Below are 25304 nucleotides of genomic sequence, written 5' to 3' on the forward strand. Positions count from 1 at the left end.
GCCGAGCACCATCCCCACCGCCGGCGCGAGTTCCAACGGAAGGCCCTGCGGCAGACCGGCCGCCCGGCCGCCCAGCCATGCGGCAAGGGCTCCGCAGAACATGGCGACGATCACCCCCGCCATGTGCGCCGTTTCTCGGAGCCTCTGGCGGGTGAGTGTCACCGGCTCCACGTCCCCCAGGTCCGCCTCGGGCAGCAGCCGGCCCACCCGTCCCTCGGCATAGTGCTCGCAGACCGTGACCAGTTTCCCCGCCAGATCCCGCAGCGCCTCCTGCGGTTCGGCATCCACCCGGCACAGGTCGCGGCGGAGCGCGCCTGCCACCAGTTCGGCGTGCTGACGCGCGACGGTCCGCCGTGGCGAGGAGCTCCCCATCGTGCCGCGGGTCCGGTGCGCGCGCAGCACGAGGGGCTCGGTCCGGCGGTACAGGGCATCGACCTCTTGGAGGGGTCCGGCGCGCTCCGTGTCCGGTGCCTCCAGCGCGCGAAAGCAGGCGAGCACCGTGTCCGTGCCCCTGTGCACCAACCCGTCCCGCCGTCCGGCCCTGTCAAGTCTGTTTCCGAGAGAAGTACCCGCCGCGAAAAGCAACACGCACCAGACCAGTCCAGTGCAGACACCACAGGCGATGGCGACCGCTCGCGAAGCCTCCTGCAACACGACGTACATGCCCCAACCCGATGCGAACGCGCCATAGGTGCAGAGCATGGCAAGGAGAAGAGCGAAGAGGCCGTGCCACCAAGGGTTTTTCTCTCCGGCACCGATCAGTGCACGGGTGCGTGGCACCTCATCCGGTGCCCGGGAGAGGCAGTCCAGCACCACGTCATAGGCAACCTGCTTCGGCATGGTGCGGGTTAGTCGCCGCTCGCTTTCCCTTTCCGGTGCCCGGTGGTACCTCTCTTCGTCAAGAGTCATGGGTCCCCCGCAGTCCCTCTCGCTCGTCCCCGGCCGGTTCTCCGATCGTAGGAGATCCGCCTTGGGCGGGAGTACTGTCGAAGGCCGCCTGCACGCGAAGTGTGGATCTGCAACCTTCTGCTCAGCACGCGTGGAACACCGGCGAAGCCCGCAGGGCCGCTGCCTTGCCGCACCAGGGCGGCTGTCGTCGCCGTACTGGCCGTCACCGTCGTCGGCCTCGACCACGTAGCAGATGCCGTCCTCCTTGATCGGGAATGAGTCGGACAGCAGCTCGTCCTCGCCGGCGTAGGCGGCGAGGTGGCCGGCGGTCGGGAAGGTGCTGCCGTCGCCGACCTCGATCAGGATCCTGGCTCCAGTCCTGACGCCGACTCCCGGCATCGACGTCAGGACCTTCGAAAGAGAGTGGGCCTCCAGGAGTTCCTCGATCCGCCCGGCCAGCAGCTTGCGCTGTTCAAGCACGGCGGCCAGCGATCCGGCCAGGCTCGGGACGATCAGCGCGGCCGCCTCGGTGCCCCGGACGGTCACGGTCTGCTCGTCCAGGGCGGCGAAGATCTCCTCGACCAGACGCTTGGCCATCCTCGGCGCCTTCGGCCGCAGCAGCGTGACCAGCCGCCGCCGTCCGGCCTTGCGAATCTGGGCCGGTGACCCGAACCGCTCCAGCAGGGTGAGGACGGCCGGGTGCTGCAACCGCGGCCCCAGGACCCGTTCCAGCGACGGATGGATCTGGGTCAGAAGACCGTGCAGCCGGTTGGCGACCCGGGTGGCCTCGCCGGTCAGGTCGTCGTCGAAGCCGACGATCATCTCCAGCTCGGCGATCGTCTCGTCCTCGCCGTCGATCGCCCGAAGCGTGTGCGGCATCGCGCGGGCCGCGTCGGCGATGATGAACGCGTCCCTCGCGTCGGTCTTCGCCTCGCCGGGGTAGAGGTCGGCGATCCGCCGCATCGTCAGCCCGGGCAGGTAGGCGACCGGGCAGCCCATGTCCCGGGCGACCGCCAGCGGCAGGGCGCCGATCGAGGCCGGCTGGTCGACCACGACGAGCACGGTCCCGTGCTTGGCCTGGAGTTTCGCGAACAGCTCGCGGAGCTTGGGTTCGGTGTTGGGCAGGCGCTTGTCGGACGCTTTCTTCCCGGCCGGGGTGACGGCGGTGGCGTGGTGTTCGCCCTTGCCGACGTCCAGGCCGAGGAAGACGTCGATGTCGCCCCGTTGCGGAGCCACGGAAAAGGTAACGGGGGGGGGGAGGTGGCCTCTTTCGGTGGGCCGTGTCAGCCGGTGAACGGGTTGGTGTGGCCGGGCAACGGCTGCCCCGGGCGCAGGAACCGCTCAGCACCGTGTTCGTCGCGTACCACGGCGAACCCGGCGTTCGTCAGCCGCTGTGCGATCTTCCCGCGGCGGACGGCGCCCACCGTGAACGCCACGGTGCAGAGCAGCGCGACCACCCCGCCGGAGGCGACCGCTTCGACCGGCGACCTGTCGATGAGCAGGAGGGCCGTCAGGACCGCGCAGGCGAGGTAGACCGTGGCCTTCTGCCTGCGGTTGGCGACGTACTGGGCCATGACGTCGAAGGTGACGAGATCCTTGACCACGGCCACGGCACCGACCGCTTCGGGACGCGGCTTCAGCGAGCCCTGCTCCAACCCCGGCACCGTTCCGCCGTTGCCCCCTTGCGGATGGGCGGCGATGGTGGCCGCCTCGCGGACGCGCGCTTTGGGGTGCGGATCCCGGTACATCCGGACCTGGACGAGCGAGTTCCTGAACCCGGTCCGGTACGCCATGCCGTACACGTAACCGTACTGCTCCGCCACGTACGCCAGAGCGGCCGCGTTCCGTGCGGAGCCTTGGGGGGCGATCTCGACGATGTCCTGCTGACAGGCGATCTGCTGGAGCATCCGTGCTGTATGACGTTCTGCCGACACGCTGTTCCCCACCCCAAGGACCCCGCGACCGGGGCCGTCCTGCCCACAGCGTAGTACTGCGACGGTGGCCTATTCCGTGCGGGGCAGGGCGGGCAGGGCGGGCAGGGCGGCGCGCCAGCCGCCGTATGCCGTGATGTCCTGGGCGCCCTTGAGGGCCTGGGGTTCGCACGGGAAGCCCGGCACGGAACGGCCGTCGGCGAGTTCCACGCTGCCGAGGGCCATCGGGCGGGGCAGCGCGGCGAGGAGGGCGCCGAGTTGTTGCGGATGTCGTTGGCCTTGTCCGTCGCGGCCAGGTGCGAGGTGACGTCGAAGACGTCGTTGCCCACGGCGCGGCGCAGGATTTTCTCGTTGTCGTTGGGCGGCTCTTCCACGACCGCCGTGATGGCGGCGGGCTGCCAGGCCCGGATCAGGTGCGGCAGGCGCAGCGGGTCGGGCCAGCAGGGCAGGTCGTGCCCGGCGATGGCCGTGACGTCGCCTCAGTCGGTCTCGTACTCGATGCCCGGGGTCCGCGGCCACCACTGCATGGTCCGGCCGCGAGGGTGCGGCTGCTGGCGGATGACCATGCAGGGAATGTTGGTCGCGGTGGCGGGCCGGGGCGCCGCCTGAGACGAGGAGGGCCGGGAAGATCAGCGGGGCGTCCTGGCTTTGTCGAACCGGAAGGAGGGTCCGGTGCTTGCTGTAGGCAGTCCTGATTACCGGGGCCTGGGGGCGTAGCGTCCGGCCCCCGGGTCGTACGGGCGGAGGTAGTTGCGGTGGAGGCCGGGGTGTCGGTCGTAGTACTGGTTTGGAACGCAGAGCGCGGTGCAGGTGCTGTTGCCGCGGGACCAGTGGGCTCCAGGGGCCGGCCTTCTCGGTAGCGTGACCATCTGCCGTGTGAAGCGTCCCTTTGTCCGGCTGGTCCGTGCGAGGGTTTTGAAGAGAGTGATGAGGCTGCGATGAGTGAAGTGACGAAACCTGAGGTGCACGTTCCGGAGGGTGCTGCTCCTGCCGAGTTGACCATCCGGGACCTGGTTGTCGGGAACGGGGCCGAGGTGAAGCCGGGCATGGTGGTCAGGGTCCACTATGTCGGGGTCACTTTCGAGTCCGGGAAGGAGTTCGATGCCTCCTGGGACCGGGGCCAGCCGTTCAAGTTCGCCCTGGGCAGTGGCAAGGTCATCAAGGGCTGGGACCGGGGGGTGAGGGGGATGAAGGTCGGCGGTCGGCGCGAGATCATCATTCCTCCGCGTCTCGGCTACGGCAATCAGTCGCCGTCGCCGTTGATCCCGGCGGGCGCGACCCTGCTCTTCGTGGTGGACCTGCTCGACTCGTATTCCAACACCACCGGGTGGACCAACGCCCAGTAGCGCTGTGTGGCCGGACGCGCGACTCGGGTACTCCCAGGCCATGCCACCTGTACGGGGCAGAACGCCACGGCGCAGGCTGTCGACCTCGAGCAATGCACTGTACGGAAAGCACCACCCGTGCCGCCAGATGGTGCGCGGCGGGCCGTCGCCGGACGTCTGTCCCACACTGGTACTGGGCATCCTCGTTCGGTGGTGCCGTCCGGGACCCGGTGCACGGGAGGCAGGCCATGGTCGTTACTCACCACATCACCGACGGCACTCTGCACGTGCAGCTCGCCCGGGAGCTGCACGTCACCGACCGAGCCGCGGCCGCCCTTCAGATCGAGGCTCTCGTCCACGCACACTTCCCCGAGCGGGTCACGATCGCGCTGCCGACGCACGACCCGTCCCCCATGACCTTCAGCGCCCTGGGCCGCGTCCACCGGATGTGCCAGAGCCTTGGCATCCCGCTCACCGCGACCGGACCCGACGGGCAGGTACGGCCGACCCCCCTCGGGGTTGCCAGCCCTACAACTCCCCTCCGGTGGCTGGAACACGGCGCGCGACATGACCACTGACCGCTCTTGAACCGGCTCTGCCGCGCGCCGGAGAGTCTCGTACGACCGCACTGGCCAAGCTGTCCGCACTCACCGTTCTTGAGGCAGTGGAACAGTCCGCCCATGAACCGGTTGACGAGTTCCTCTGTGCTGCGACGGGGCGGCCGGGCCGGCTGCCTGGCGACGGTCGTAGTGGGCTCTGGCGCCTGGCGCGTGGTGAGGGAGTTGAAGGTCGAGATATAGCCGACGGCGGCCCGTCGCAGGTTCTCGACCTTCCGGCTCATGACCTGGCAGCTCTTGCCGCTGGGTCTGGTGTCTGGGCGCTTCCTGAAGGGAGTCGCGTTGGAAGACCTCGTGGAGTCCTTCGGCTTCGGCCTGGATGTCGCGGAGGCGGCCAGACTGCTTGCGCCGTGACTGCGGACGCCGCCGTGCCAGCTCGGCACGGAGCCGTGCTCTTCCAGGTGCTGACCGAGCGCGAGGAGAGGAACAGCGTCGCCATCGCCTCCAACGAGTCGTTCGGCGGGTGGACGAAGACCTTCACCGATCCCCGGCTCTGCGCGGCCATCGTCGACCGCCTGGCCTTCAACGGCATGATCATCGAGATCAGGAGCGGGGTGAGCCAGGCTGCCGGGATGTTCCTGTCGGCTGTGATGCCGCAGGCGAGGGAGCCCAGGGATTTGCCGACGATGAGCCGGCATGCTCCTGCCTCGGCTTCGACGGCCTCGGTGACCTGCCGCTCCACCCATGCGATCCGGTCGTCCACCGTGAACTGCGCGAACCCGTCGGGGATCTGCCACCACAGCTCCTGGACCGTCCAGCCGTGCTGGAGCAGGAGGCGCCGGGTGAAGTGCAGGAGCGGCCGGGCAGGCGAGTAACCGGCACCGGGAACGACGACTGCGACACGGCCCCGTCGAAACGGGTGGGCATGGCGACGGGGACGGGATCAGACATGGCCGCAGACTACTGGTCGGCTGATCACGTGACTCCCGGTGCTCGAACGCCGCCGCAACCACCATCCGGGGAATTGCGAGACGATGAACCCTGGCTCGTCAGCAGCCGCATGTCAGCAGGTCCGGGACCTGCGTTCGATACATCCTTCCGGAGTGTGAGCCGCACACCGTCTATCTCGACACGCTGACTCGGCATCTCCTGGACGAATGGCTGCAGACGCGGCAGCAGCGATGGCCCGCCTCGCCCAACCCTCTTCTGCTGATCACGACACACTCGGCGCACCACCCCGCCCTTCCACCCGTCAGCTACTGCGCACTGCGCCGCGCGTTCGACCAGACCAAGATCACTCCGCGTCGGATGTGGAGGGACCGAGTACTGGACGAGGCCCGGCACACGGCCGACCCGGTGCATCTGGTGCACCTTTTCGGCATCCATCCCGGAACCGCTGTGCGCTTCGTCCACGCCGCGCACCCCGACAAGGCCCTGCCCTCCATCCGCTTATCGAGAACCGCACCGGCCCACGTGGGAGGCGGCTGCCCACACCGTTTGGCGACGTTCGGGCGGCCGACGCAGAGCGGCTCGAGGGACGCTGGCGTCAACGACGACACCTGACGTATGTTTGGCATAGGACAAACTTTGGCATGGGACGAATCCTTCTGTTCGGGTGGAGCTGATCACGTGCGCATCAGGGGCACTACCGCGGCTGAGATCGCGGGGAGTGTGCGGGACCAGGTGGCATCAGGCGAGCTGGTCCCGCACGCGAGTCTGCCCCCGGTACGCGCGCTCGCGGCTGAGCTGGGGGTCAACCGGAACACGGTCGCCCTTGCCTACCGGCGGCTTGTCGAGGCGGGCGTGGCCGAGACGCGCGGACGCGGAGGCACGGTGATCGCGGCGGTGCCGCAACTCGCGCGCGAAGGCGTTGCTGTCGGTGGCGACCACGTCGACCTGGCCAGTGGCAACCCCGACCCGCAACTGTTGCCCGACATCCTGGCCGCTGCCCGGCGCGGTGAGTACAGCCGGCCGCTCTACGGCGTGCCCGCCAACGACGCCGGGCTGGATAACTGGGCGCGTGAGGACTTCGCCGAGGACGTCGATCATCCGTTCCGCACGCTGGTGACACACGGAGCGGTGGACGCCACCGAACGGCTTCTGAATGCTCACCTCACCCGCGGGGATCTGGTGGCGATCGAGGACCCCTGCTTCCTGGCGAGCATCGGCACCCTGCGGCTGAACGGCTACCGCTCGGCGCCCGTCAGGGTCGACGGCGCCGGCATGCGCCCCGACGCCTTGCGGGCCGCCCTTCAGGCCGGTGCCCGCGCGGTCGTCTGCACGCCCCGGGCCCACAACCCGACCGGCGCGAGTCTCACCGAGGAACGGGCAGCCGACCTGCGGGCGGTCCTGGCGGAGCACCCCCAGGTCCTCGTGATCGAGGACGACCACTTCTCGGCGGTCTCCGCACGGCCCTACCACCGGATCACGCCGCCGAGCAGCGCACGCTGGGCGTTGGTGCGGTCCGTCTCCAAGTTCCTCGGACCGGATCTGCGTCTCGCTCTCGTCGCCGCCGACGCCGAGACCGCCGCACGCCTGGAGGCGCGGTTGAGCGCCGGCACCACATGGGTCAGCCGCCTGTTGCAGCACATCACCCGCGAACTCCTCCTCGACCCGCGCGTCCACGAACTGCATGAACAGGCCCGCGAGGTCTACGCACAGCGCAGCGGCCTGCTCGTCGAGCGCCTGCACGCCCACGGCATCGACGTCCCGCACCGGCCCGACGGGCTGAACGTCTGGGTGGAACTCGACGTCGACGCACGGGCCGCGGTCACGGCCCTGGCACAGCGGGGTTGGGCGGTGCGGCCAGGCCACCTCTTCGCCCTGGATCCAGCCGCCCACCAGGGCGCGATCCGGGTCACCGCCTCCACCATCACCGAGCCGCAGGCCGAGGCTTTCGCCACCGAACTCGCAGCGGTCGTCGCCGAACTGCGCTCTGCGGCCAACTGACCATCACCCCTTCTCACCCACTGCAAGGAGCCATCATGGTCCGCGGCCTGAGCGCCTTCCTCCTCACCCCCACCAGCGAGCACGGCATCGACACAGCCGCGTACGCCGCGCTCGTCGCCCGCCTCGCCGCCGCCGGCGTGGACTCCATCGGCGCGCTCGGCTCCACCGGCGGCTACGCCTACCTCACCCGACAGCAGCGCGCGCACGCCGCGAAGACCGCGGTCGAGGCCGCCGACGGGATACCGGTCATCGTCGGCATCGGCGCACTGCGCACCTCCCACGTCCTGGAGCTGGCCGAGGACGCGCAGAAGGCGGGAGCCTCCGCAGTACTGCTCGCCCCGATGACGTATCAGCCGCTCACCGAGGACGAGGTGTTCGGCCTGTACGAGGACGTCACCCGCGAGCTCTCCGTCCCGCTGTGCGTATACGACAACCCCGGCACCACGCACGTGCACTTCACCGACGAACTGCACGGCCGCATCGCGCAGCTGCCGAACATCGGCTCGATCAAGATCCCCGGCGTGCCCGACGACCCGCGCCGGGCCGAGCTCCGCGTCGACGCACTGCGCAAGCTGATCCCCGACACGGTCACCATCGGGGTGAGCGGTGACTGGACGGCAGCCCGCGGCCTGAACTCCGGGTGCGACGCCTGGTACTCGGTCATCGGCGGCACCTTCCCGCAGACCGCCCTCGCCCTCACCCGCGCCGCCCAGGCCGGACACTCCGCAACGGCCACGGAACTGTCCGAAGGACTCGAACCGCTGTGGGCGCTGTTCCGCCGTCACGGCAGCCTGCGCGTCATGTCCGCCGCCGCAGCCCACCTCGGCCTGACGGGGGAACCGAACCTGCCGCTTCCCCTGCGGGGCCTGGACGAGACCGCCCGTCGTGAGGTCGTCGCCACACTGGACGCCCTCGAGCTCACCTCCTGAGCGCGGACCACATGAGCCAGCAGCACACAGCAAGCGCACCGAGGACGCCGGGAGCCCCGGCCACGCCCGGAAACGGCAGCGGCGGCCTGGCGCGCTACGTCATCGCCGCGGCACTCGCCCGCACCGCCGACGGCGGAGCCGTGGTCGCCGTCGTCCTGCTCGTCACCTCATCCGGCGGCTCCGGGATACTGGCCGGCGTCCTCGGCGCCTGCATCACCGCCCCGCACCTGCTCGGCCCCCTCGTCGCCCGGCCGCTGGACCTCGCCCAGGACGGCCGGAAGGTCATCGCGGCGGCCTGCCTGCTGTACGCCACCGTCCTGACCGCAGCAGTACTGACGTACGGTCACATCCCCGCAGCTCTGACCGGACTGATGCTGGCCTCGGCCGGCACCTGCGGGCCGCTGCTGACCGGCGGAATCAGCAGCCGGCTGCCCGCCATCGTCGGACCGCGACTGCACACCCAACGGCGGGCCCAGGGCTGGGACGTGGCCACCTACGGCATCGGCGGCACCGCCGGACCGTCCCTGGTGGCCGCCCTGTCCGGCTGGGCCTCCGCCGCCGCGGCCGCCCTCGCACTCGCGATAGGGGCGGCCGCGGCGGCAGGCAGCGTCCTGCTCCTGCCGTTCACCGCGCCGTCCCACGGCGGCGACAAGAAAGCGATCCTCAAGCCGGGAGCGACCCTCGCGCTCATCGCCCGCACCGGCCACCTTCGCCGCACCGTCTACCTGACGATGATCGTCGCCCTGAGCGTCGCAGCACTGCCGATCACCGCAGTCCACATGACGAAGATCCTCGGCATCGAACCGGCCACCGCTGCCGTACTGACCGCCGCGTACGGGCTCGGCAATCTCACCGGGTCCATAGCCGTCATGGTCTTCCCCCTCACCGGCGACCCGGACCGGCTGATGCGCCGCCTTGCCTTGGGCGTCGTCGCCGGTCTCCTCACCGCCACCGCGAGCCCCGCCTTCGCGGTGTCCGTCGGGGCCTACGCGCTCACCGGGATCCTCAACGCCTTCTTCTTCGCCTCCACCCTCGCAGCCCGCACTGAATACGCACCGAGCAAAGCGCGTAGCCAGGTCTTCATCTGGGTCGCGGCACTGAAGATCACGTCTGGATCCGCTGGAACGGCGTTGACCGGCTCCCTGACGGGCATCAACGTCAGATTGCCGCTCGCCGTCGGCGTCGTCGCCGTCTCTGCTGCTGTCGTTGCCGCGACCGTCGAGACGCGCTTCGCGAGAACCGACGAGAAGCGCCCGTGGCGGTGACGAGCCAATCGTCTCCTGACGAGCGGTGCATTGCGGCATGTCACATAGCCGCTTCGTCATGGGCTGGCCGACCGTGTCCGCACGCCGGCCCCACGGGGGCGGCTTAGCCACAGGACAGGCATGAACGTCAGGAGCCCGAATCGGCTCGGCGCGTTGTTCCAGCCCCTCAACTCGTCCGTCGTGGCGGCTAGTGCTGTGACCACACGGGTTCACCGGGTTGGCGCCTGTGCCTCCCTTTCAACGAGCAGGCGCTCGGGAACGCTCGTGCAATGGAACCGCCGAGGGAACACGGAAGGGTCACTGGTGCTCGGACGAAGGCGTCGGAGTCGCCCGCATCGTCGCCGTGGCCGACAGGGCACCGATTCGCCGAGCGGACTCGCGCCAAGCACGCCACCGTCCACGCGCTCCTGGCCGCCGGCCACAGCAAGCGGTCCATAGCCCGGCAGCTCGGCATGGGCCTCAACACCGTCCTTCGCTTCTCCCGCGCCACCGAGCCGGAGCAGCTGTTCACCGGCCAGTGGCAAAGCCGCCCCACCAAGCTCGATGCCTTCAAGCCCTTCCCCGACCAGCGATGGCAGGAGGGCTGCACCAACGCCTGGAAACTGTGGGAGGAGATCAAGGCACAGGGCTATCCGGACGGCTACGGCAATGTTCGCGCCTACGTGAGCCGGAATCTACGGGGCAAGCCCCAGCCGGTCGGCCCCCGGGCTCCATCGGCCCGCGCCGTCACCCGCTGGATCCTTACCCACCCCGACGCCTTGGCCGAGAGCGACCGGGTCCAGCTCAAGGCCGTACTGTCAAACTGCCGTGAACTGGACGCATTTGCCGGGCACGTGTGCTCCTTCGCCCACATGCTCACTCAGTTGCAAGGCCATCAACTGCCGGCCTGGATCGAGGCCGCGACCACCGCAGACCTGCCCAGCCTCCAGCGATTCGCCCGGCACCTGGAGCGCGACCTCGACGCCGTCACCGCCGGACTCTCACAGCAGTGGAACTCCGGAGTCGTCGAGCGGCATGTCAACCGGATCAAGATGCTGAAGCGCCAGATGTTCGGCGGTGCCGGCTTCGAACTCCTCCGCAAGCGCGTCCTGCTCTACTGCTGAAAAGGCTGCTCAGGACGCATCGTCGATCAGCCCGAAGCCCTCCGGGAACGCCTCCAGGAAATCGCGGCGAGCCGGGTTGTTCTCGGCGGCCGACATCTCCCCGACCAGCTCGAGGAGCTCCTGCCGCTGATCACCCGGCAGCGTGCTGACCACGTGGGCAACACTCTCCATGACCTTGACCGCGTCGTCCTGATCCATCTGCTCGTCCTCGTTACCGTCAATGAACCACAGGACATCGACCAAAGCCTCGGCCAAGGCACGAGACAGGGACGGGTACGAGGACGTCACAGGGGCCTCCCAGCGGATCAACGGCAGAGTCAGGCCATCCCACCACACACCACTGACATCACTGTCCGTGAGCCTCCACAGGAAGTGGGCCAGAGCCACAACTGCTCGATAAAGCCAAGCAGCGCGTTCGCGCGATACGCCTCCTCCAGCATGGCATCGGTCACCGGCTGGGCCAGCCAGCGGTAGTAGGGCTGTCTGGCGCGCTTCAGCACCCGGCACGCAATCGTGACAGGCACCCCGTCCCCGGTCAGCTCCTTCACGAGCGGGTAGATCCTCTTCCCGGCAGATGCGCCTGTGACAGGTAGGCCGCGGCCCGGCGCAGGACCTCGTTCTCGTGCTCCAGCAGCTTGATCCGCCGACGCGCTTCCCGAAGCTCGGTGCCCTCGTGGCTGGTCGTTCCGGGCTCGGTCCCGTCATCGATCCGCGCGACGCATCCACTTCCACAACGTCATCGGATGGACTCGGAAGTCGGTGGCCACCTGCTCGACCGTCACACCCGGCCCGCGGATCCTCGCGACCCGTACGGCGTCCTGGCGGAACCCTTCCGGACAAGGCTCGGGCACAGCGGCGTGCGTGGCGTCCAGGAGAGCCTGCTGATCGCCCAGGTGATCGTTGGACTGCAGGAGCTCGTCGATGCTGCGGCGCCCGGCCGCCCGCAGCTGTGCCGGAACGTTCAGCGTGGCGACAGGGCTGTGGCGCGGTGCCCGTCTGGCGTCTGCTTGATCGGTAGGGCCGCGCACAGCTTCTGGCCGAGGTTGCCGAATGGTCTGCGCGCGGACGTACCGCAAGGGTGAAGCAGCCCAACCGGGCTTGCTGCCAAGGCCGTTGTCTCTGCCCAACCCGGCCTGCCTCCCTGCTCGGGCTTCGCAAAGTTCGCGTGCGGTTGTGCTCGATGTGCGGTGCAGGCACATTCGCGCCATGGGAGCGCACCCATCGGGTCGGCCTGCGGGAATCCTGCAACTGGCGCTCAGGGAAAGCGATTTCTCCAGCTCATCGGTTTTCGTAGGGGTCATAAAAAGTGGATGCATGCCTCTTGACGTTCGGCGGGCCGAACGGATCTCATGGGCGACGCCGTTTGGTCTCGTTTGCTTTTGATCGATTGTGTGCCATGCGGTTTGGATTCCGATGACCACCGCTCTGCCCCAGGAGCCGTTCATGCGACTTTCTCCGTCTGGTCTCTCCTCTCCCGGCCTCGCTCGCCGCACGCTGCTGCGGGGGGTGGGCGGGGCTGCTGTGCTAGGCGCCGGCCTCCCCCTGCTGAGCGCCTGCGGCGGCAGCGGTACGGCCAGTGACCCGAAGACCGTCACGGTCGGCTCCAACGCGTCGGACGCGGTGCCGAAGAAGGCGTTCGCCGACATCTACGCGGCGTTCGGGAAGAAGTCCGGACTCACGGTCGACGTGAACGCCAAGGACCACAACACCTTCCAGGAGCAGATCAACTCCTATCTTCAGGGCACGCCGGACGACGTGTTCCACTGGTTCGCCGGCTACCGGATGCAGTTCTTCGCGGCCAAGGGCCTCGCCACCCCGATCGACGACGTGTGGAAGTCCATCGGCGACAACTTCCCCGTCGCGATGAAGGTGCTCAGCCAGAGTGAGGACGGCAGGTACTACTTCGTGCCGCTGTACACCTACCCCTGGGCGGTCTTCTACCGGAAGAGCGTCTTCAAGCAGTACGGTGACGAAGTCCCCACCACCTGGGACGACTTCGTAGCTCTGTGCGGGCGGATGAAGAAGGACGGGCTCGTCCCGATCGCCTTCGGTGACAAGGACGCCTGGCCCGCTATGGGCACCTTGGACCAGATCAACTTCCGCGCCAACGGCTACGACTTCCACGTCGAGCTGATGGCCGGCAGGGCGTCCTGGACCGACGCCAAGGTGCGCAAGACCTTCGATCTGTGGACGGAGATCCTCCCCTTCCACCAGGAGGGCGCCGTCGGCCGTACCTGGCAGGACGCTGCCCAGACCCTGGCCTCGAAGAAGGCGGGCAAACTTCGGCACCACGCTGCTGATCGCCGTTCCGGTGGTGTTGCTGACGCTGTTCCTGTCCTCGATGGTCGCCTTCTACGTCAGCCGCTTCGACTTCCGCCTCAACCTGGCGCTGCTGCTGGTCTTCACCGCGGGCAACCTGCTGCCGCAGCAGGTCATCATCACCCCGCTGTACCGGATGTACCTGCTGATCGACCTGCCCGGCATCACGATGAGCGGCAAGCTGTACGACTCCGCGCTCGGCCTGGTGCTGATCCACGTCGCCTTCCAGTCGGGCTTCTGCGCCTTCGTACTCAGCAACTACATGCGCACCCTGCCGCACGAGCTGACCGAAGCCGCGCTGGTGGACGGTGCCTCGGTATGGCGGCAGTACTGGCAGATCGTGCTGCCGCTGTGCCGGCCGGCGATGGCCGCCCTGGCGACTCTGCTGTCCATCTGGATCTACAACGACTTCTTCTGGGCCATCGTCCTGATCTCCACCGGCGAGAACATGCCGATCACCTCGGCGCTCAACAACCTCTCCGGCCAGTACTTCACAGACTCCAACCTGATCGCCGCCGGCGCCCTGCTCACCGCGATCCCCACCCTGATCGTCTACTTCGGGCTGCAACGCCAGTTCGTCAGCGGGCTCACCCTCGGCGCCAACAAGGGCTGATCGTCGGCCCGAGCTGCCCCGTCCCGCCCCCATCCTCCTGGAGCCGGTAGTGAGCACAGAGTGGCACCTGTCCCTCCCCAGCACGAACGCCCACGCCCCACGACACCCGTCCCGATCAAGAGCAGGAGACTCCAGACCGTTGAATGCCGACCTCTGCTGCAGGTGCAAGCGCTGGACGGAAGCCCCCATTTCGTGGGCTTCATCCAGCGGTCGAGCGCCCCCGACCGGGCACTCTCCGCCTGCCCGGACTGCGTCCCCCGTTTCACCTGAGCCCCTCGCGCAGCCGACGAACCCCATCCGTCCCGCACCAGCAGCCGCCCGCGGAGCCGGGGGGGCGATGACGGCGTTGCCGGCTGCGATGACGACGGCCTCGCCAGACTCTTGCCGGGCTGCCGTCGAACACCTCGGAGAAGTCCGCTGAACGGGACTCGGCCGAAGGCCGACAGCGGACGCACCTCACTTCCAATCCCTCGACCTTGGCCCCACCCGCACAGCATGTCAGCCCCCGACCAGGGTGTGGGGTCACCCTCATTTCCGATCACGCCCAGCACAGATCGACGAATGGGACCGAGAGCCGCCCGAGGGCGGGTTCGACTCTCCTTCCCGAAGCCGCCCTCCCGTTCACGAAGGAGCAATGATGCTCAGACGTGTTCTCACGCCGTTGCTGGCTGCCTGCGCCAGCGTGCTCGCACTACTGGTGGTTGCGCCGCCCGCCCAGGCCGCTCTGGTCACCCTGGACAACCCCAACGATTTCATCGGGACCAATGGCGACCCGGTCGACGCACACGGCGGCGGGATGATCAAGCACACCGATGGCTACTACTACTGGTTCGGGGAGAACCGCCACCCGAACGACACATTCAAGGCCGTCTCCGTCTACAAGTCGGCCGATCTGAAGAAGTGGGAGTGGGTAGGCGATGCCCTCAACCAGGCGAGCGATCCCGAGCTGAAGTCCGCCAAGATCGAGCGTCCCAAGGTGATCTACAACAGCACCACCAAGAAGTTCGTCATGTGGATGCACAAGGAGAACGCCACGGACTACGTCGAGTCGAAGGCCGCCGTCGCCGTCTCCGACAAGATCGAGGGCCCGTATGACTACCGGGGCAGCTTCCAGCCGCCGAACGGCAACGGCACCACTCAGACCACTGAGTCCCGGGACATGACGCTGTACGTGGACAAGAACGCGGACGGAGGTGAGACCGCCTACCAGGTAACGGCCGCCAAGGACAACGCCGACCTGCGCATCTACAAGCTCAACGCCGACTTCACGGGGTACGCCGACAACCCATTGGTCGCCAACCCGTGGCCGGGCCAGGGGCGGGAGGCCCCGGCGCTGTTCAAGCGTGACGGCGTCTACTTCATGCTGACCTCCGGTCTCAGCGGCTGGAATCCCAACCAGCAGATGTACGCCACCGCCACCAGCGTCGCCGGCCCCTGGTCGGAGATGAAGGAGGTCGGTGACGGCATCGCCTACAACTCCCAGACGACATTCGTCCTGCCCATCGAGGGCACGTCGGGCAACACCTCGTTCCTGTACATGGGCGACCGGTGGGCCGGCGCCAATATGAACGGGAGGGGCCCGGTCAACGACTCCACGTACGTCTGGCTGCCGTTGACCTTTCCGACCAAGACCACCATGAACCTGCCCTGGTACCCCAAGGTCGAGATCGACGCGGCGGCGGGGACGGTCAGGGGCGTGGGTGGCGGCCCCTACTACAATCTCTTGGCCCGGCACAGCGACAAGTGCGTCGACGTCAGGGACAACTCCGCCGCCGACAACGGCCACGTCATCCAATTCGCCTGCAACGGAGGCCTCAACCAGCAGTGGCGTCTGGAGGACGCGGGCGGCGGCTACTACCGCATCCTCGCCCAGCACAGCGGCAAGTGCCTGGATGTCGAAGGTGCTTCCACCGCAAAGGCCTTCGTCAATCAGTACACGTGCGGCAGCGGCCAGAACCAGCAATGGAAGTTCGAGGACCAGGGCAACGGCTACTACCGCCTGGTAGCCCGGCACAGCGGACTCTGCTTGGACGTCCCCGAGGGCTCCGCCAAGGATGTCCGCCTCATCCAGTACAAGTGCGGAACCGGCACCAATCAGCAGTTCAATCGGCTCACCGCTTGACCCCTGGATCGGGGCGGGGTGCGCATCCCAACTCCTCGAAGTCGTAAGGAGCCAGCGTGTTTCGAATATCCCGAGGCCGTTATGCCCTGTTCGCAGTTATGGCGATGATACTGAGCGTGATATCCGGGGTGGCGACTCCCCGCGCGTACGCCGCAGTCTCGACGTCGATCACCGTCGACGGCACCAAGCCGGGCCGGGTGTTCAACGGAGCCGGCGCGATCAGTGGAGGTGGAGGAAACTCTCGACTGCTGATCGACTATCCCGAACGGCAGCGCAACGAGATCCTCGACTACTTGTTCAAGCCCGACGTCGGCGCCTCGCTGCAGGCACTCAAGCTTGAGATCGGAGGGGACACCAACTCCACCGACGGCGCCGAACCCAGCCACGAGCACAGCAGGGGCAAGGTGGACTGCGACGCCGGCTATGAGTGGTGGCTGGCCCGCGAGGCCCAGGCCCGAAATCCGAACATCACGTTCTCCGCCCTGGCTTGGGGCGCACCGGGCTGGGTCGGCGGTGGGGACTTCTGGACCAAGGACACGATCGACTACCTGATGCGGTGGATGGACTGCGCAAAGCAGAACAACCTGGAGATCGACTATCTCGGCGGCTGGAACGAGCGGGGGTGGAAGGCCTGGTGGTTCGTCGACCTCAAGAACGCCCTCAAGTCGAAGGGCTACGCGACCAAGGTCGTGGCAGCTGAGCACAACTGGGATGTCGTCGACGAGATGGAGAGCAATGCGGCGTTCCGGGGGGCGGTGGACGTCATCGGCGTGCACTACCCGTGCGGCTACTCGGGTTCGGGAGCCATCGGCAACAACCACGCGACCACCGCCTGCCCCGAGTACAACACAACAAATCCCTGGACCGACTGGAACCGCAACCAGAAGGCTCAGACCATGGGAAAGCAACTGTGGGCCAGCGAGAACGGATCACAGGACACCGAGGCGGGTGCCGCGAACGTGGCGCGGGCTCTCAACCGGGACTATATCGACGGTCGGATGACCTCGTACTACAACTGGCCGCTGATGGGTGCGCTCTACCCGAACACCTACTTCGCCTTCAATGGGCTCGTGTCGGCCAACCAGCCCTGGTCGGGCCACTACCGGGTCGGCAAGACCGCCTGGGTCATGGCCCACACGACACAGTTCACAGAGGTCGGATGGCGGTACCAGGATTCCGCCAGTGGCTATCTGGGTGGTGACCGTTCCAACGGCAGCTATGTGACGCTGCGAGCACCCGAGGGTGGCAACTACAGCACGATCATCGAAACGACGCAGGCCACCGCCCCACAGACGCTGGACGTCCAGGTCACCGGCGGGCTGTCGACGGGTCAGGTTCACGTGTGGGCCACGAACGTCGACACGAACTCGGACAGTTCGTACGGCGATGACAACTTTGCGCACACCACCGATGTCACCCCCTCCGACGGCAAGTACACCGTGACACTGCGGCCCGGTCGCGTCTACACGCTGACCACGAAGGCCGGGGGAGGCAAGGCCGCGACGACGGCGCCGGCGGTCGACTCGCTGAGCCTGCCGCAGTACAACGACTTCGAGACGCCGGGCATCACCGAGTCTCCGAAGTACTTCACGGACATGAACGGCGCCTTCGAGACCGTGACTTGCGGTGGTGGACGCGGGGGCACGTGCCTGCGTCAGATGGCCACGGTCAAGCCGATCCCCTGGACCGCGGAGAAGTACTACGCGCCGTACACCTTCATGGGCGACGACGCCTGGAGCAACTACACCGTCAGCGCGGACGCGATGCTGGAACAACCCGGCGCAGTGGAGCTCCTTGGCCGCGTGGGCATGCAGGGCAGGAACAACAACGGCCTGGAGGCGTACCGTCTGCGGGTGAGCGACACGGGTGCCTGGTCGATCCTCAAGAGCGACAAGGAGTCGAACTTCACCACCCTGAAGAGCGGCACCACAGCGGCCCTCGGCACCAATCGCTGGCACTCCTTCGCCCTGACCATGCAGGGATCGACCATCACCACCAAGGTCGACGGCACAGTCCTGGGCAGCGTCACCGACTCGACGTACGCTCACGGCCGCGCCGGCCTGGGCACGGTCGACTCCGTCGACGCGACGGCGGTGAGCGGATACGAGACGCAGCAGTTCGACGCCTTCTCGGTCGCGCCCGAGACCGATCCGATCCCCAAGCGTGTCGGCGCCATCCCTTCGGGCATCGCCGACATGTGCCTGGATCTCCCCGAAGGCAAGCTCGAGAACGCAACTCGGGTGAAGACCTACCGGTGCAACAACACTTTCGCGCAGACCTGGACCTACAACCCGGCCGACGACACGATCAGGATCGGCGGCACCTTCTGTCTGGATGTCCCCAGGAAGGCCACGACGAACGGCACCAAGGTCGAGATCTACACCTGCAACGGTGGATACAACCAGAAGTGGACGCAGCTGGCCGACGGCAGCCTCCGCGCCACACAGTCCGGCCGATGCCTGGACGTCCCGGGGTTCGCCACGAGCCCTGTCGAGGTCGAGATCTACACCTGCAACGGCGGTAACAACCAGAAGTGGAAGCTCCCCGTCTAGGAAGCTGGCTGTCATCGGTCTGCGGCTGACGGTCGTCCGCGGCCACGCACCGAAGGCGGCATGGTGATGAGCGCCCCCGGCTCCGTCACCGACCCGCCCCGCACAGCGACCCCGCTGACCGGATGGACGAGCGGCACACGACCGTTGGGGACATGACCGGCGCACCCCACCCGGTCATGGCACGCCTGCCAGGTCGTGCTCGACCAGCTCGCCGAGCACATCAACGATCCGGCCGTTGCGCAGTCCACCCCACCCGCCTCTACTCAATCCCCTCCGACGGTAAGTCCGTTTGGTTCGCCAGCCCCCCGCCCTGCCCACTGAACCCCGCTCTTTCGAGCTCCGTGGTCCCAGTGCACGAGGTGGACTGCCGGACCTTCGGATGCCCCGCGCCCCTCACCACGGAAAGACCCAAGAAAGAGGTTCTCATGCGAATAACAAGACGTCTCGCGATCCCGGTCGGCCTGGGCCTCGCGGCATGCACCCTGACCGGGACCGGCGCTACGGCCCACGCGGCCTCGGCAACCCCCGTCTCCGGCACCGTCTACACCCTGATGAACGTGGCGAGCGAAAAGCTGATGGACGTCAAACTCGCCTCGACCGCCCCCGGCGCACCCGTCATCCAATACACGTCGAACAACGGGGCCAACCAGCAATGGTTGCTGACCCGGACCAGCTCCGGCGCCTACACCATCAGGAGCGCCAACAGCGGCCTGTGTCTGGACACCCCTGCCCCGCAGAGCGAAACTCCGCAGCTCGTCCAGAACACCTGCGACGGCGCCGGCGACCAGCAATGGAAGCTCCAGCCCGCCGGCGACGCCTACAACCTTGTCAACGCCGCCAACGGCCTGGTCGTCGACAACAAGCAGTCGTCGGACAGAGACGAAAACGAGATCATCCAGTGGCAGCCCAATGGAGGCGACAACCAGCGCTGGACCTTGACCCCGGTCTCCGCACCGCTCACACGGGTCGGCACCTACACCGCCGGCCTGATGAAAAACGGTGAATCGTTCACCGACAAGAGCATCCGCATGGTCGCACACACCACCGTCGCAGGGTCCGAGATCCGCGTCCGACTCAGTAACCGCTACGGCACCGGACCGCTGACCATCGACGCCGTCGACCTCGCCAAGGAAGGCAGCACCCCCGGCACCGCCGTCCCCGGCACCCATCGCACCGTCCTCTTCGACAAGAGGGCCTCTGTCACCATCCCCGCCGGGCAGGACGTCGCCAGCGACCCGATCCCGATGGCCGTGGCCGCGGACACGAACCAGCTCGTGAGCCTCCACGTGGCGGGCACGTCCCCCGCCGCCACTTGGCACCATGAGGCACAGCAGCAGGCATGGGTCGCCTCCGGTAACCACGTCGCCGACGACGGCCTCGGCAACTACCCGACGAACAAGTCGTCCTGGTACTACCTCGAAGGCCTGGACGTCATCTCCTCGACCGCCACCGGAACCGTGGTGTGCGTCGGGGACTCCATCACCGACGGCGTCGGTTCCACTTGGGGTGCCAACCGCCGCTGGCCCGACTACCTCGCCCGGCGCATGAACTCCGCTTCCGGTGGCCCCACCCTCGGCGTCGTGAACGCCGGCATCGGCTCCAACCGGATACTGACAGACGCCTGGTCGACCAACCCAAGCCTCAAGAGCCGGTTCGGCCGGGACGTGCTCAGCCAGCCCAACGTCAAAAGCGTGATCCTTCTGGAGGGCATCAACGACATCGGCAGCAACACCGGCCCGAACGGATCCAGCCCGGTGACCGCCGCGGATCTCCAGAACGGCATGAAGACCGTGATCGACCAAGCCCACGCCGTCGGCGTCAAGATCATCGGCGGCACGATCCTGCCCTACGCGGGGGCCCAGTACTACACGCCCGACGGCGAGCAGGTCCGCCAAGCCGTCAACCAATGGATCCGCACCAGTGGCGCCTTCGACGGCGTCATCGACTTCGACAAGGCCATGCAGGATCCCCGCAACTCTCAGGCCCTCAATCCCGCCTACGCCAGCCCCGACAAACTGCACCCCAACGAAGCCGGCTATCAGGCGATGGCCAACGCCGTGAACCTCGCCCAGCTCACGCCGTAAGTCAGCGTTCCTTCCCCCTTCCTCCCCTGGAGAGCCGCATGTCCCGCACCGCCGCACGAAGTTGGACCAGACGCATCACCGTCCGGGTCCTCGCCGCCGTACTCGCCGTCGCCGTCCTGGCCACGCTCGACCGGCCGGAGTCTTCGGCGCCCCTGTCCGCCGAACTGGCTGCCGTGAGCACCTCTCAGACAGGTGTCACCCCGCCGCCGATGGGCTGGGCGTCGTGGAACAGCTTCTTCAGCAGCGTCGACCACAACGTGATCAAGCAGCAGGCTGACGCCCTGGTCTCCTCCGGCATGGCCGCCGCCGGCTACAAGTACGTCAACCTCGACGACGGCTGGTGGCAGGGCGCCCGGGACGCGAGCGGCAACATCGTCGTCGACGAGAACCTGTGGCCGGGCGGCATGAAGGCGATCGCCGACTACATCCACAGCAAGGGCCTCAAGGCCGGCATCTACACCGACGCGGGTAAGAACGGCTGCGGCTACTACTACCCCACCACCCGGCCCGCGGCGCCCAACACCGGTATGGAGGGCCACTACCAGCAGGACCTGGAGACCTTCCAGCGCTGGGGCTTCGACTACGTGAAGATCGACTTCTGCGGCGGCCGTGTGGAGGGCTTGGACCAGGAGACGACGTACAAGCAGATCGCCGCCGCCAACGAGGCCGCCTCGGCCGTGACCGGCCGCAAGCTGGTGCTGTCGTTCTGCGAGTGGGGCTCCGGACTGCCGTGGAACTGGGCGCCGGGATACGGCGACCTGTGGCGCACCAGCGTCGACATCCTGCAGAAGGACGAGACCCCGCAGCTGACCAAGATGTACTACAACTTCGACGAGGCTCTGCAGCCCGCGGCCCAGCACACCGGCTCCTACAACGACCCCGACATGCTGATGGTCGGCCTGAACGGCATGACCGCCGCACGCAACCGGCTGCACATGAGCCTGTGGTCGATCGCCGGCGCCCCCCTGCTGGCCGGCAACAACGTCGCCACCATGAGCGCGGAGACCCGCGACATCCTCACCAACCCCGAGGTCCTCGCCATCGACCAGGACCCGCGCGGCCTGCAGGGCGTCAAGGTCGCCGAGGACACCCGGGGCCTGCATGTGTACGGCAAGGTCCTCTCCGGCACCGGCAAGCGCGCGGTCATGCTGCTCAACCGCACCGGCTCCGCCGCGAACATCACCGTCCGCTGGGCCGACCTCGGCCTGACCTCGGCCTCCGCCACCGTGCGCAACGCCTGGACCCGCAGCGACGCAGGATCGTTCTCGACCAGCTACACCACCTCCGTCCCGGCGAACGACGCTGTATTGCTGACCGTTTCCGGCACCGAGGCCTCCGGCAGCACCTACGAGGACACCACCACCGCCACAGTCCCCACCTTCAGCAACATCACCGCCTCTACCGCGGGCACCAAGCTCGTAGACATCACCTACGCCAACGGCGGCAGCACCGCCCGCAAGGCCACCATCCAGGTCAACGCCCAGTACAAGCAAGTCGTGGCATTCCCGCCCACCGGCTCGGCCACCACCTATCGGACCGTTTCCCTGCTCGCGCACCTGGCCAAGGGGGCGAACACCGTCAGGTTCGCGGCGGTCTCCGGCAGCACTACCCCCGACATCGACGCCCTCCGCGTCCAGGGCATCCCCGGCACCGACGGCACGGCCCTCGTCGGCGCCGCTTCCCACCGCTGTGTGGACATCGACAAGAACGTCCACATCAACGGCACCAAGCCACAGTTGTGGGACTGCTCCGGCGGACGCAACCAGACCTTCCAGCAGACCTCGCGCGGCGAACTCGTCCTCTACGGCGACAAGTGCCTCGACGCCGTGGACGACGACAAGGACGACAAGGTGGTCATCTGGGACTGCCACGGCGGCACCAACCAGAAGTGGACCGTCCACTCGGACGGCACCATCACCGACCTCAACGGCAAGTGCCTGGACGTCTCTGGCGCGGCAACCGCCAACGGCACCAGGCTGATCCGGTGGGACTGCAACGGCCAGGCCAACCAGAAGTGGACCCTCACCTGACACCCGTCGCAAGGGCCACGCGGTGAGGCGTGCGAACCGCTGCACAGCCGCCGTGCCCGCAGCGGTGTTCGCCCACCCCGAACGGCGGCATGGCCACGAGACCGGTCGAAGTGACAGATGTAACAGGAACCACCGGGACGGAGGCTGAAGGCCCCAACAGAAAGGCAGGGCCCTCCATGCCGGACGAGGTGTCCCCTCACCCCAGTCGCCGCGTCGTGGTCGGCGGTGGACTGGCCGTCGGAGCCGCAGGGCTGCAACCAGGGGGCGTGCTGGGCGTGCACCGTGCTGCTCGACGGGCAGCGCGTCCTGTCGTGGGCCAGGGGCAGCCGCCCCAGCGCCCACTGCGCGGTGCCCGCCGCCGACCTGTTGCCCTGCGGCACCGCCAGAGCCTGGGCGCGTTCGGCGTACGCGCGGCAATCCGTCGCCTCGCCGCGCCCGGCGGACAGCAGGGCCAGCACCGCGAGCAGATCCGCCTCCAGGACGGGCTGTCCGATGTCCCGGGCCATCCGCAACCCCTCCTGTGCGTGCGCCTCGCACTCGGGCCACAGCCCGACCCGGTACTCCAGATCCGCGAGCCACGACAGGAGCAGTCCACGGACCGCGAGCATCCCGGACGTCGCGAAACGGTCGCAGGCTTCCAGGATGAAGGACCGGGCCGTCCGCGGGGAGGGCCCGAGTTTGCTCAGCGCGGCAGGCCACACGTGGCGGTGGGCGTCGTCGCGGCTGAGATCCTCCGGCGCGGCCCGGAGGACCTGCCAGGGAGTCAGCTCCTCCCGGGGACGGCCGATGACCGCGTCCGCCAGCCAGTTCCCGTACCGCGCGTACCCGGGATCCTCGCCGCCGGCGGCCTCGATGAGGCGCGCGGCCCGCAGGGCCTCGTCCGTCCGGTCGGAGCGCAGCGCCCAGTCCACCGTCATGAAAGCCAGGGTCAACGCCTGCCCGGGGGATTGGTCGATGAGCGCGGCCGCACGGTCCAGCAGCCCGGCCGTCGCCGCCTGCTGATCTCCGCCCCAGAGCTCCATCATGCCCCGCAGCCGGTCCAGTTCCAGCTGAGTGCCGACGTCCGCGGGCCGGGACAGCGCCTCCCTCAGCAGCGGGTGGGCCAGCTGAGGGCTGCCCGACTTCCAGGCGGCCTCGGCCGCCGCGGCGAGCCGCTTGCTGCGCTGCTGCTCCGTGGGCCTGCTCAGCAGCGCGGCCCCGTGCAGTACAGCCGCGGCCACGGCGAGTCCGCCCCTGCGGCGCACGGTGGCTGCGCCGGCCTCCAGCGCTTCGGCCAGCGGCTCGTCGGGGCCGGTGGCCGCGAGCGCGCGGTGCCACACGGCCCGCTCGCGCTGCCCACCCTCCGGGGGACCGTCGCCGACTCGTCGGCGAGCGTGCAATGCGCGGGCGCACGCCGGCGCGCGGAGGCGTCGGCGTACACCGTGGCCCGTACGAGCGGATGCCTGAAGGGCAGCCGGGCACCCGACACCTCCTCCAGGTACCCGGCGGCCTCCACCAAGTCCAGCGCCTGCTCGTCGACCGCCGGCCGCCGTGCCGCGGCGAGCACGGTGCCGGTGTGGCCGCTGTCCTTCGCTGCCGCCACCAGCAGCACGGTGCGGGCCGATTCGGGCAGTTCCCGGGTGCGTTCGGCGAAGGCCTCGCGAAGTCGCAGGCTGAGCGGGGCGGTTCCGGTGAGTACGACCTTCTCCGCGACCTCCGCCGGACTGCCGAGCCGGACCAGTTCCTGCAGCGCCAGCGGGTTGCCGCCCACTGCGTCGGCGACGGCGGCCTGGCCGGACCCGGAGTCCCCCAGCCGTGCTTGTCGAGGAGGGCGGACGCGGCGTCCCGGGCGAGCCCGCCGAGCGTGAGCCGCGGCAGGTGCCGAGTCGCCGCCCCGGCTTCGCGGACGGCGGCGAGCAAGGCGATGGAGCGGCCCTCGAGCCGGCGGGCGGCGAAGAACAGCACACCGGCGGTGGCCGGGTCGAGCCATCGTCCGCGACGAGCAGCAGCGGGGTGCGGGCCGCGGCCCGGTCGAACAGGGCCAGCACGGCCGTACGGACCATCCGATCCGCGGCGGGCGCGGTGGACAGGCCCAACGCGCTGCGCAGCGCGGCGACTTGATCGTCCGGCAGCTCCGGCAGCCGGTCGAGCAGCGCTGTCATCAGCCGCTGTAATCCGCCGAAGGCCAGGGCGACTTCGGCCTGGACGCCCGAGCAGGTCAGTACGCGCCTGCCGCTGCCGGCCGCGGCAACAGCACTCCGTAGCAACGCGGTCTTGCCGACCTCTCGTCCCCCTCCACGATCAGCGCTCCGCCTTGGCCCGCACTGGCCTCCGTGACAAGTCGGCTCAGGGCGTGAAGTTCCTTCTGCCGCCCGTGGAGCATGCGGTGAGGCTACCTCTCTGTGTCAGTGGTGGTGACGAACGCCTCAATTGGGTCGGTGTGTGGCGCGAGGATCCCCGCGAGGCTATTGTTAAGGGGTAGAACGACCGGTCTTTCTGTATGGAGTGGTCGCCGACGCAGGACTCCCTCCCTACGCACATCGACGCCGTGGTCCTCCCCGCCCTCGGCTCAACCACCGCCTGACAAGGCCCGCACTCAGCCCTGACGTGCCCGCCCACGTCCTAGGGCCGATCACCACTGCCTCCCCGCCGGACTGA

At 68.3% G+C, this 25304-nt stretch carries 16 protein-coding genes and 5 pseudogenes; 15 read left to right on the top strand and 6 right to left on the bottom strand.

The genetic code is table 11. From position 1 onward, the window contains the following. Window positions 1-1188: 1188 nt before the first annotated feature. From RKD23_RS38800 to RKD23_RS38810, 3 genes and pseudogenes are all read right to left on the bottom strand, one after another. A pseudogene (locus RKD23_RS38800) lies at window positions 1189-2124 on the bottom strand (IS110 family transposase); the annotation flags it as partial. A gap of 47 nt (window positions 2125-2171) precedes the next feature. Beyond that, window positions 2172-2795, bottom strand: a complete 624-nt coding sequence (locus RKD23_RS38805; protein ID WP_424858044.1) for a hypothetical protein — start codon at window positions 2793-2795, stop codon at window positions 2172-2174. A gap of 96 nt (window positions 2796-2891) precedes the next feature. Continuing rightward, window positions 2892-3077: pseudogene (locus RKD23_RS38810) on the bottom strand (allophanate hydrolase-related protein); the annotation flags it as partial. Between the two features lie 680 nt (window positions 3078-3757). Between RKD23_RS38810 and RKD23_RS38815 the strand changes: the two are divergent. The 8 genes and pseudogenes from RKD23_RS38815 to RKD23_RS38850 all read left to right on the top strand — a co-directional run bounded on the left by RKD23_RS38815 (window position 3758) and on the right by RKD23_RS38850 (window position 10947). After that, entirely contained in the window at window positions 3758-4165 is a 408-nt protein-coding gene (locus RKD23_RS38815) for an FKBP-type peptidyl-prolyl cis-trans isomerase (RefSeq protein WP_424858045.1), read from the top strand. Between the two features lie 227 nt (window positions 4166-4392). Beyond that, on the top strand, window positions 4393-4722 hold the full coding sequence (locus tag RKD23_RS38820; protein WP_424858046.1) for a hypothetical protein: 330 nt from the start codon (window positions 4393-4395) through the stop codon (window positions 4720-4722). A gap of 261 nt (window positions 4723-4983) precedes the next feature. Beyond that, window positions 4984-5115 (top strand): hypothetical protein, encoded by a 132-nt coding sequence (locus RKD23_RS38825; RefSeq protein ID WP_424858047.1) that lies wholly within the window; start codon window positions 4984-4986, stop codon window positions 5113-5115. 23 nt (window positions 5116-5138) lie between these two features. Then, window positions 5139-5303: pseudogene (locus RKD23_RS38830) on the top strand (ATP-binding protein); the annotation flags it as partial. A gap of 1027 nt (window positions 5304-6330) precedes the next feature. Next, window positions 6331-7650, top strand: coding sequence for an aminotransferase class I/II-fold pyridoxal phosphate-dependent enzyme (locus tag RKD23_RS38835; RefSeq protein WP_424858048.1), 1320 nt, complete (start codon window positions 6331-6333; stop codon window positions 7648-7650). A gap of 35 nt (window positions 7651-7685) precedes the next feature. After that, a complete protein-coding gene (locus RKD23_RS38840) occupies window positions 7686-8579 on the top strand; it encodes a dihydrodipicolinate synthase family protein (RefSeq protein ID WP_424858049.1) in 894 nt (297 codons plus the stop codon). 11 nt (window positions 8580-8590) lie between these two features. Continuing rightward, complete coding sequence (locus tag RKD23_RS38845; RefSeq protein WP_424858050.1) at window positions 8591-9844, top strand: MFS transporter; 1254 nt, start codon at window positions 8591-8593, stop codon at window positions 9842-9844. A 269-nt stretch (window positions 9845-10113) separates the two neighbouring features. Beyond that, window positions 10114-10947, top strand: a complete 834-nt coding sequence (locus tag RKD23_RS38850; RefSeq protein ID WP_424858051.1) for a transposase — start codon at window positions 10114-10116, stop codon at window positions 10945-10947. 9 nt (window positions 10948-10956) lie between these two features. Here RKD23_RS38850 and RKD23_RS38855 read toward each other — a convergent pair whose 3' ends face one another. Both RKD23_RS38855 and RKD23_RS38860 read right to left on the bottom strand, forming a co-directional pair. Continuing rightward, window positions 10957-11235, bottom strand: a complete 279-nt coding sequence (locus tag RKD23_RS38855; protein WP_424858052.1) for a hypothetical protein — start codon at window positions 11233-11235, stop codon at window positions 10957-10959. Window positions 11236-11264: 29 nt separating this feature from the next. Next, entirely contained in the window at window positions 11265-11495 is a 231-nt protein-coding gene (locus RKD23_RS38860; protein ID WP_424858053.1) for a hypothetical protein, read from the bottom strand. Window positions 11496-12390: 895 nt separating this feature from the next. Here RKD23_RS38860 and RKD23_RS38865 point away from each other — a divergent pair. The 6 genes and pseudogenes from RKD23_RS38865 to RKD23_RS38890 form a co-directional block, all read left to right on the top strand. Next, window positions 12391-13224 (top strand): annotated as a pseudogene (locus tag RKD23_RS38865) (ABC transporter substrate-binding protein); the annotation flags it as partial. A 4-nt stretch (window positions 13225-13228) separates the two neighbouring features. Further along, window positions 13229-13879, top strand: a pseudogene (locus RKD23_RS38870) (carbohydrate ABC transporter permease); the annotation flags it as partial. Window positions 13880-14516: 637 nt separating this feature from the next. Next, on the top strand, window positions 14517-16001 hold the full coding sequence (locus RKD23_RS38875) for an RICIN domain-containing protein (protein WP_424858054.1): 1485 nt from the start codon (window positions 14517-14519) through the stop codon (window positions 15999-16001). A gap of 98 nt (window positions 16002-16099) precedes the next feature. After that, window positions 16100-18553: a ricin-type beta-trefoil lectin domain protein gene (locus tag RKD23_RS38880; RefSeq protein WP_424858055.1), complete on the top strand. Its 2454-nt coding sequence runs from the start codon at window positions 16100-16102 to the stop codon at window positions 18551-18553. A gap of 425 nt (window positions 18554-18978) precedes the next feature. Then, window positions 18979-20637, top strand: a complete 1659-nt coding sequence (locus tag RKD23_RS38885) for an RICIN domain-containing protein (protein WP_424858437.1) — start codon at window positions 18979-18981, stop codon at window positions 20635-20637. A 38-nt stretch (window positions 20638-20675) separates the two neighbouring features. Next, on the top strand, window positions 20676-22667 hold the full coding sequence (locus RKD23_RS38890; RefSeq protein ID WP_424858056.1) for a ricin-type beta-trefoil lectin domain protein: 1992 nt from the start codon (window positions 20676-20678) through the stop codon (window positions 22665-22667). 1183 nt (window positions 22668-23850) lie between these two features. Here the strand turns inward: RKD23_RS38890 and RKD23_RS38895 are convergent. Then, the gene (locus tag RKD23_RS38895) at window positions 23851-24417 is read right to left on the bottom strand and encodes a hypothetical protein (protein WP_424858057.1); all 567 of its coding nucleotides are present in this window, start codon (window positions 24415-24417) and stop codon (window positions 23851-23853) included. A 44-nt stretch (window positions 24418-24461) separates the two neighbouring features. Here RKD23_RS38895 and RKD23_RS38900 point away from each other — a divergent pair, with 44 nt between their 5' ends. After that, the gene (locus RKD23_RS38900; RefSeq protein ID WP_424858058.1) at window positions 24462-24767 is read left to right on the top strand and encodes a hypothetical protein; all 306 of its coding nucleotides are present in this window, start codon (window positions 24462-24464) and stop codon (window positions 24765-24767) included. The last annotated feature ends 537 nt before the right edge of the window (window positions 24768-25304 follow it).

The sequence above is a fragment of the Streptomyces sp. SAI-170 genome (genome assembly GCF_049739565.1).
Classification (GTDB): domain Bacteria; phylum Actinomycetota; class Actinomycetes; order Streptomycetales; family Streptomycetaceae; genus Streptomyces.

Coding starts and splice junctions, on each gene's coding strand:
- RKD23_RS38805 (WP_424858044.1), bottom strand. CDS start 2,795: ATGCTCCAGCAGATCGCCTGTCAGCAGGACATCGTCGAGATCGCCCCC.
- RKD23_RS38815 (WP_424858045.1), top strand. CDS start 3,758: ATGAGTGAAGTGACGAAACCTGAGGTGCACGTTCCGGAGGGTGCTGCT.
- RKD23_RS38820 (WP_424858046.1), top strand. CDS start 4,393: ATGGTCGTTACTCACCACATCACCGACGGCACTCTGCACGTGCAGCTC.
- RKD23_RS38825 (WP_424858047.1), top strand. CDS start 4,984: ATGACCTGGCAGCTCTTGCCGCTGGGTCTGGTGTCTGGGCGCTTCCTG.
- RKD23_RS38840 (WP_424858049.1), top strand. CDS start 7,686: ATGGTCCGCGGCCTGAGCGCCTTCCTCCTCACCCCCACCAGCGAGCAC.
- RKD23_RS38845 (WP_424858050.1), top strand. CDS start 8,591: ATGAGCCAGCAGCACACAGCAAGCGCACCGAGGACGCCGGGAGCCCCG.
- RKD23_RS38850 (WP_424858051.1), top strand. CDS start 10,114: ATGGAACCGCCGAGGGAACACGGAAGGGTCACTGGTGCTCGGACGAAG.
- RKD23_RS38875 (WP_424858054.1), top strand. CDS start 14,517: ATGCTCAGACGTGTTCTCACGCCGTTGCTGGCTGCCTGCGCCAGCGTG.
- RKD23_RS38880 (WP_424858055.1), top strand. CDS start 16,100: ATGGCGATGATACTGAGCGTGATATCCGGGGTGGCGACTCCCCGCGCG.
- RKD23_RS38885 (WP_424858437.1), top strand. CDS start 18,979: ATGCGAATAACAAGACGTCTCGCGATCCCGGTCGGCCTGGGCCTCGCG.
- RKD23_RS38890 (WP_424858056.1), top strand. CDS start 20,676: ATGTCCCGCACCGCCGCACGAAGTTGGACCAGACGCATCACCGTCCGG.